Raw genomic sequence first — 8,150 nt, forward strand, 5'->3', positions numbered from 1 at the left:
CTTGCTCTTTAGTCAGAAATACCCTTAAACGGCTACCCATATCGCTGTTACCTTTGTAGACGCATTCTATGTATTTACTTATCTTTACATAGTTTGGTTTTTTCACCTCGTTCTACTTACGTTCCACAATTTCTTTCAAAACTAGCGTCACTAATCCCAAACAAGCAAGCAAGACAGCAGCAGCAAATGCTGTTTGGGTTTCATACTGCTTATAAGCCTCTTCAATGTACAGAGGTAAGGTTTGAGTTTTACGGATAATGTTGCCAGAGACCACAGATACAGCCCCAAATTCACCCATCGCTCTAGCGTTGGTTAAAATCAACCCATAAAGCAGACCCCAGCGGATATTGGGTAAGGTAACATGCCAGAAAGTTTGCCAATCACCAGCGCCTAGAGTCTTCGCAGCTTCTTCTTGATCGGAACCAGCTTCTTCTAAGACAGGAATAACTTCACGAGCGACAAAAGGCATAGTAACAAATGCTGTGGCGATAATCATTCCTGGTAAAGCAAATATCACCTTGAAATTTGTGTTTTCCAAAATCGGCCCTAACCAGCCATGACGCCCATAGAGCAAAACCATCATCAAACCAGCAACGACTGGTGAAATGGAAAAGGGAATATCTAAAATACTAATTACCAAGGCGCGACCGGGGAACTTATGGCGGGCTATAACCCAGGCAGCACATAGTCCAAATACGGCATTTAGCGGCACCACAATCAAGGCTATCAATAGAGTTAGCTGTGCAGCGTGAATAAATTCATCTGTTGTCAGATAGCCCCAAACAGCTGCAATTCCACCCTGGAAAGCTTGGACAAAGACATTTATTGCTGGGATGAATAGGACAAGGGCAAGGTAAATAACAGCTACTGCAATTAAAACTACCTTTACCCAACGAGATTCTTGATTTATGTGCTTAGCTTTCATAGTCAATGGTCAAGAGTCAAGAGTCAAGAGTCAAGAGTTAGTAGGGGCGGGTTTGAATAGATATCTTGTCTTTGGAAGTTCAAAAGTTTGATAGCTAAACCCGCCCGTACAGTAGTTAGTGGTTATTCTCCCCATCTCCCACTCTCCCATTTCCAATTCTTTATTACCTTTGATAACGTCTTCCCCAAGCTTGCAATAGGTTAATAACCAACAACAGCAACAGCGAAATACCCAAAAGCACTGTACCAATCACGGTTGCACCAGCGTAGTCATATTGTTCTAATCGTTGGAAAATTAGCACCGATGCAATCAAATCCTTAAAAGGAATATTTGAGGCAACAATCACAATCGAACCGTATTCTCCAACAGCACGAGAAAAGCCCAGTGCTACCCCTGTCAGTAGGGCTGGGAACAGAGGGGGTAAAACTACTCTCCAGAAAGTTTGAAATTTTGATGCCCCCAAACTCCAAGCCGCCTCTTCAATGTCCCGTTCCATTTCTTGCAACACTGGTTGTAAAGTCCGCACCACAAACGGAAGGGAAATAAATAGCATCGCTACACCTACACCTAAGCGAGTAAAAGCAACTTTAATTCCCAAAGGTGCAAGTAATGAACCAATCCAGCCATTTTCGCTATATACTGTGGCTAAAGTAAGTCCCGCTACCGAAGTCGGTAAGGCAAACGGTAAATCAATCGCTGCATCAATAAACCGCTTCAGCGGAAAGTCGTATCTTACCAATACCCAAGCCACTAACGTACCAAATAGTGCATTGAGGGCAGCTGCCAACAAAGCTGTAATAAATGTTACGTCGTATGCTGAAAGAGCTACTGGACTAGTAGCAATTTGAAAGAATTCAACTGGCCCAACCATGCTTGCCTGCAATAGTAGTGCCGCCATTGGTATCAACAGCATGATGGTGAGATAACCGATGGTGATTCGCCAAGGCCAAGATATTTTAGGGATATTGAATTTTGAAGTTTGAATTTTAGATTTTGGATTTTGGATTTCGGATATAGTCATTTAGTCAAGAGTTAGTAGTTAGTGGTTAGTGGTTGTTGGTTGTTGGTTGTTGGTTGTTGGTTGGTTGCTGGTTATTTCCAATTCCCAATGCTCAATTCCCAATGCCCAATGCCCGATGCCCGATGCCCACTCCTCCCATCTCCCCCTCCTCTTACTTAAGGCTTGCCTGAATTTCATCAAATGCAGCCCCATCGGCAAAGAATTGCTTTTGCACCAGATCCCATCCGCCCAATTCTTGAACTGTAAATAGGGTTTTGACTGGAGGAAACTGATTAGCAAGTTCTTGGGCAACTGTGGCGTCTACGGGTCGAAATCCGACTTTGGCAAATTCTCGCTGTGCTGCTGGAGTAAAAAGATATTTCACAAAGGCTTCGGCTACTTCTCGATTGCCGTGTTTTTCAACGTTTTTATCTACGACAGCCACGGGATTCTCAATCGAAATATTCACTTGCGGAACTATATAGGGACTTTTTTTACCTCTCAATCCAGCCAAGATGATTTCGTTTTCGTAGTTGATTAAAACATCCCCCTGACCTTGGTTGAAAAAGACATCGCTAGCTTCACGGGAATCTCTAGGTAACACGGGCGTGTTTTTATAGACTTTGCTAGTAAATTCTAGGGCTTGGGCATCAGAAGCCCCAGTTTCTTTTTGTGAACCCCATAAAGCCAAAAAATTCCAACGCGCTACTCCAGAAGTTTTGGGGTTAGCCGTGATTACATTTACTCCGTCTTTTGTCAAGTCTGCCCACGTCTTGATTTGTTTGGGATTATCTTTACGGGTGACAAGCACTGCGACAGATTTAGTGGCGATCGCATTATTCGGTGCTTTTTTCTCCCATCCTGCTTGAATTAACCCTGCTTTTTCTATTTTTTTAATGTCCAACGCCAGCGCCAAATTCACCACATCCGCATCTAAGCCATCAATGACGGCACGGGTTTGAGCGCCAGAACCCCCATAGCTTTCGTTAAACAATACTCTTTGATTGTGTTGCTTTTTCCACTCTTGCACGAATTGGGGGATAATTTTCTTGAATGCTGGTCTGGTGACAGCATAAGAAACCAGCGTTATCTCTACATCGGGATTTTGAGCTTTGGACGCTGAACAAGATGCAACTGCTAAGCTCAAACCCAAGCCCAGCAAGAACAGCGACACCAATCTTTTTTGCTGTGTTAGCCACTGCCACAGCCCCATAAAATCTTCTCCTCTCAAATCCCGGTTTCTCCATCGGCTTACGGGACTTAGAAATATAATATTACACTGGCAGTGACAAAAACACAAAGGCAGAAGGCAAAAAATCCTTGGTGTTTTGGTGCCTTAGTAATTCAAGATTTTTTTTAACCACCAAGACACCAAGACACTAAGAAAAAATATAAAAAATGTTGGGTTTCTCAACCCAACCTACCTAACTACAAATGACTAATGACTAAAATTCAGCATTTTCTGGCGTACGTGGAAAAGGAATCACATCGCGGATATTTCCCATTCCCGTCATAAATTGTATGAGGCGTTCAAAACCTAGTCCAAAACCAGCGTGGGGAACAGTACCATAGCGACGCAAATCAAGATACCACCATAAATCTTCTTGCTTCATCCCTTGCGCTTCTATTCGCTTTTCGAGTACTTCTAGGCGTTCTTCCCGTTGTGAACCACCGATAATTTCGCCGATTTTCGGCGCAAGGATATCCATTGCGCGGACGGTTTTTTCATCGTCGTTTAAGCGCATATAAAAGGCTTTGATTTGCGCTGGGTAGTCTGTGACAATAACTGGTTTTTTAAAAAGTTGTTCACAGAGATAGCGCTCGTGTTCTGATTGTAAATCTAAGCCCCAATTGACTGGATATTCAAACTTGACATCGGCTTTTTCTAAAAGTTTGATGGCTTCTGTGTAAGTGATGCGCTCAAATTGATTATTGATAATATTATCTGCGGTTGCCAGCACAGTATTATCTATGCGCTGGTTAAAAAACTCCATGTCTTCTGGGCATTTTTCCAGTACATATTTAAAAATATATTTGAGGAATTCCTCAGCTAAATCCATATCTCCTTGGAGGTCGCAAAAAGCCATTTCTGGTTCGACCATCCAAAATTCTGCTAAGTGGCGGGAAGTATTGGAGTTTTCGGCGCGGAAGGTAGGGCCAAAGGTGTAGACGTTACTAAACGCCATCGCCATGATTTCTGCTTCTAGTTGACCGCTAACTGTTAGGTATGTAGGTCTCGCAAAGAAGTCTTTACTATAATCTACTGTTTGGGTTTCTGTGTGGGGAATGTTTTTTAAATCTAAACTGGTGACGCTGAAAAGTTCTCCTGCACCTTCGCAGTCACTGGCGGTAATGATGGGAGTGTGTACCCACATAAAGCCGCGTTCTTGGAAGAATTGGTGTATGGCTGTAGCACAAGCATTACGGACGCGGAAAACTGCACCAAAGGAATTGGTGCGCGATCGCAAATGTCCAATAGTTCGCAGAAACTCAAAGGAATGGCGTTTCTTTTGCAGAGGATAAGTTTCGGGATCGGCTTCTCCGTAAACTTTGACGCTATTTGCTTTCAATTCTACGCGCTGTCCTTTGGCTGGGGAAGCTACAAGTACCCCAGATACTTCTACGGAAGCACCTGTATTCAGCTTTTTCAAGATCGCTTCATAGTCTGGCAAATCTTGATTAATTACTATTTGTAAGTTAGCCAAAGATGAGCCATCATTTACTTCAATAAAAGCAAAATCTTTTAATTCACGTTTTGTGCGAACCCAACCTTGTACCTTGAGTGACTCATCAGGCTGACCATCTCGTAATATTTCAGCAATCCTTAGATTTACCATGTCTGTATCCGAACATAAAATTTAGAGTGCGGTATTTTTAGAATTTTAGACTTTAAATATTAAATTAAGGATTGGAAATTAAAGATAAGGTCAATTCCCGGTACCCAGTCCCCAGTCCTTATCCACCACAAGATTTTAATATCCAGCCTATGATAACGCCCAATCCGCCAAAGCGGACAGCTTGCCAAAAAGGTTCTTTGAAACTGCGCCAAGAAAACAACTGACTTTCTAAGCAAACTTCTAACACTTCTAGTTGCTGCTGAATTTGTCTCAATTCAGCTTTTATTTCTGGCGTATGATGTTTATTTTGATTAAGTTCATTAAATTTGTATTGTAATTGTTTTTGTTTGCGGCGATCGCGTTGTATTTGTTTGTAGCGTTCTTTTAATGCCACAAGCGATCGCTCAACTTCCAACAGTTCTTGTTCAAAATCAAATTCCTGATTTTCTTCATCTGATGGCTCTGACGGTTTTTGAGGCTGCTTCATTTAAAGTAGTACAGTAAAGGTAAATGCGACTTTGCCAAAAGTGTATGTCTCAATCTACACAGCTACCTAACAACAGTCAACTGAATGAATTTACTACTTTAGAACTAGCACAAGCTTTAATGGAGAGGTTAAGTATATCTCCAAATGATTGGCATCGCCTCAAGTCTAACCGCAAAGTTCGCGCTAGCGAACAAGTAGCCGCAGCTCTTGTGTTCCTCCTGAAGGAACAACCACAAGAAGCTCTAGCACGATTAGAACAAGCAACAGGTTGGTTAGACCATTCTATTTCTGCGCCACCGTGTCCTACTCACGGACAAAAAAATAGTTAGTGGTTTGTGGTTTGTGGTTTGTGGTTTGTGGTAAACAATTAACTACTAACTACTATCTACTATCTAATTACGCAATAGCGGTATCCGAAGTCGATTTTGCTCTAGTTGTTTGCAAAGCCTTAACTCAGTACCTTTTCTATTCCACTCAACTTCGTCAAAAACCTGATGCAAAATCGATAAACCACGACCGCTTTCTGACTCATCTGGTGGCAGGAATTCTGTTGGATCGATACTACAACTACACGAAGGAGTAAAGCCTCCGCCTTGATCTGATATTATCCACCAATATTTATTATCTATTAAAGAAAAACGCACTACAACTTTTTTACTGGGATCAAGATTATTGCCATGTTTAGCTGCGTTAACTAAGGCTTCTTGAAGCCCTAGACGCAGTTCGGATTGCATTTGTATTGGAATTTCTGCCAAGAGTAAATCTAATATTGGGCAGAGATATAGAGTTGAGGCAAAACTAATAGTACCCCAACTACGTCCAACCGGACGAAGTGAAATGGTGATCACAAGAGAAACCCCGCAGCTTCAGAGTTAGCTAGACATCAGTTTGCTGTCACAGGCACCCTGATTTTTTGTGAGGTGGTCGTGTTGCCTTCAAACTTACGTCTTTGGAACTAAATTTTGAAAATGCTAGGGAGCGTTGGCTCTCCTAATGATATTGGGCTGCTCTTATATAAAACGGCTCAAACGAATCTGCTCAAGCAGTCAGCAACTCAAAATATGCTTTGTATTTGTAAAAGAGCATCACTATACTCTTTTATTTGCCGATTTGTAGTTTAAACAACCCAAATTCACGTTTGAGAGTAGCCCATGCAACTTCTATTCTTTTGCACAAATGGAATTATATTTTTAGCTTAATTCAAGTTTAGCATTTTTACTATGCGCTAGACTACAAATTTAAAATTTGAGTTTTTGTAAAGGACTTATCTAAGCTTTATGCAAACTTGATAAAACAAGAAAGGCTGCTGTTTCTACATGTGCAGTTTGGGGAAAGAAATCAGCTGGCTGTACGCGTATGAGAGTATACACTCCATTTTCGCAAAGTAATTTCAGATCGCGGGCTAGGGTCGCTACTTTACAGCTGACATAAACTATACAAGTTGGTTTAGATATTAATAAAGTTTCTATAACTTTGCGATCGCATCCTTTACGTGGTGGGTCTAGCAAAACAATATCTGGCTTCATCTTCAGTTGTGGCAGTACCTTTTCTACTGCACCCGTCATAAAAGTCACATTATTAATTTGATTGCGTTTTGCGTTCAAAATCGCCTGTTCTACGGCTTCTGATTGTATTTCCAAGCCAATTGCTTGGTGTACTTGTTTTGCTAGTGGCAAAGTTAATGTACCAATACCACAATAGGTATCAACTAGCACTTCATTTCCTTGCAGGTTCAATTCTGATTGAATGACCTGTAACAATGCCTCCGCCGTTTCCGTATAAACTTGGAAAAACGTATCTGGTCGCACCTGGAATTCTAATCCTGCGAATTCTTCTCGCAGGTAGCCAATACCAGCAATACAACGAGTTTCAGAACCGAAAATGGCATTTGTTCGTTCTGGGTTCCGGTTTAAACAAACTCCTACTAAAGTTGGATAGCGGTTCAACCACTCCTGTGATTGCTCTTGAATTCCAGGTAAATTCCAGTCTTTTACTATTAAAGTCAGCAACATTTCTCCAGTGCGACGACCAATGCGTAACCCAAGATGACGTATTACTCCTTTATGAAACTGTTCTTTATAAACTTGCCAATTTCGCTTTTGGATATCTTGTTTTACTTCTGCTAATAAAGGATTTAATCTTGCATCTTGGACTGGACATTGATTTAAATTAATTAATTGATGGCTACCTTTTTGATAGTAACCTGCTTGTACATTTCCTGTTGCTGATACACCCACAGGATAGGTGGCTTTGTTACGATAGCCCAAAGGTGAAGGAGCTCGCAAAACAGCGTCTACTGGTGGTTGCACAAAACCACCAATGCGTTCTAAAGCTTGAATAACTTGATTGCGCTTAGCTTCTAACTGATATTGATAATCTATATGCTGCCACTGGCAACCACCACATTTATCAGCCACAATGCAACTAGGTCGAATACGATGGGGGGATGGCTCCAACAGTTGCTTGAGTTTAGCGTGAGCATAGGTCGGTTTGACGTGTACCAAGCGAACAACAACGCGATCGCCTGGCACAGTATCCGGTACAAATACTACCCGCTCATGCGATCGTCCAACACCATCACCCGTATCGCTAGTGTCTGAAATATTAAGTTCTATTAATTCACCTTGTTTCCAAATAGTGTCTGTCATTTGTCCTTTGTCATTGGTCATTTGTTAGTAGATAGTAGTTAGTGGTTAGTGGTTAGTGGTTAGTGGTTAGTGGTGAGCCAGCGCGCTCCAAAGGGGGTTCCCCCCATGAGCGACTGGCGTAGACGCCCATCAGGGCGGCTTCTCGTAGAGTACCCGGAGGGTTAGTGGTTAGTAGTTAGAGGTTGTTAACTATGCCCAATGCCCAATGCCCAATACTCACTCCCTCACTCTCCCCATCTCCCCATCCCTCTTC

The 8,150-nt window shown here is 42.0% G+C and carries 9 protein-coding genes; 1 reads left to right on the forward strand and 8 read right to left on the reverse strand.

The genetic code is table 11. From position 1 onward, the window contains the following. Positions 1–112 precede the first annotated feature (112 nt). The 6 genes from cysW to HXY43_RS01150 all read right to left on the reverse strand — a co-directional run bounded on the left by cysW (position 113) and on the right by HXY43_RS01150 (position 5,249). Positions 113–925 carry a sulfate ABC transporter permease subunit CysW gene (gene cysW / locus HXY43_RS01125; protein ID WP_290878920.1) on the reverse strand — a complete coding sequence of 271 codons (813 nt, stop codon included), beginning with the start codon at positions 923–925 and terminating at the stop codon, positions 113–115. 163 nt (positions 926–1,088) lie between these two features. Beyond that, a complete protein-coding gene (gene cysT / locus HXY43_RS01130) occupies positions 1,089–1,946 on the reverse strand; it encodes a sulfate ABC transporter permease subunit CysT (RefSeq protein ID WP_026733546.1) in 858 nt (285 codons plus the stop codon). 18 nt (positions 1,947–1,964) lie between these two features. Continuing rightward, a complete protein-coding gene (locus HXY43_RS01135) occupies positions 1,965–2,123 on the reverse strand; it encodes a hypothetical protein (RefSeq protein ID WP_290878907.1) in 159 nt (52 codons plus the stop codon). After that, complete coding sequence (locus HXY43_RS01140; RefSeq protein WP_290878908.1) at positions 2,098–3,138, reverse strand: sulfate ABC transporter substrate-binding protein; 1,041 nt, start codon at positions 3,136–3,138, stop codon at positions 2,098–2,100. Before HXY43_RS01140 ends, HXY43_RS01135 begins: the two co-directional genes overlap by 26 nt. A gap of 232 nt (positions 3,139–3,370) precedes the next feature. After that, positions 3,371–4,762 (reverse strand): asparagine--tRNA ligase, encoded by a 1,392-nt coding sequence (gene asnS, locus HXY43_RS01145; RefSeq protein ID WP_290878910.1) that lies wholly within the window; start codon positions 4,760–4,762, stop codon positions 3,371–3,373. A gap of 118 nt (positions 4,763–4,880) precedes the next feature. Next, positions 4,881–5,249, reverse strand: a complete 369-nt coding sequence (locus tag HXY43_RS01150) for a hypothetical protein (RefSeq protein ID WP_290878911.1) — start codon at positions 5,247–5,249, stop codon at positions 4,881–4,883. 44 nt (positions 5,250–5,293) lie between these two features. Here HXY43_RS01150 and HXY43_RS01155 point away from each other — a divergent pair, with 44 nt between their 5' ends. After that, complete coding sequence (locus HXY43_RS01155) at positions 5,294–5,578, forward strand: DUF6439 family protein (RefSeq protein WP_290878914.1); 285 nt, start codon at positions 5,294–5,296, stop codon at positions 5,576–5,578. Positions 5,579–5,641: 63 nt separating this feature from the next. Here the strand turns inward: HXY43_RS01155 and HXY43_RS01160 are convergent, their stop codons facing one another. Both HXY43_RS01160 and rlmD read right to left on the reverse strand, forming a co-directional pair. Further along, on the reverse strand, positions 5,642–6,097 hold the full coding sequence (locus tag HXY43_RS01160) for an anti-sigma regulatory factor (RefSeq protein WP_026733551.1): 456 nt from the start codon (positions 6,095–6,097) through the stop codon (positions 5,642–5,644). A 420-nt stretch (positions 6,098–6,517) separates the two neighbouring features. Beyond that, complete coding sequence (rlmD, locus tag HXY43_RS01165; protein ID WP_290878918.1) at positions 6,518–7,897, reverse strand: 23S rRNA (uracil(1939)-C(5))-methyltransferase RlmD; 1,380 nt, start codon at positions 7,895–7,897, stop codon at positions 6,518–6,520. Between the last annotated feature and the right edge of the window lie 253 nt (positions 7,898–8,150).

The organism is Fischerella sp., assembly GCF_013388695.1.
Classification (GTDB): Bacteria; Cyanobacteriota; Cyanobacteriia; order Cyanobacteriales; family Nostocaceae; genus PCC9605.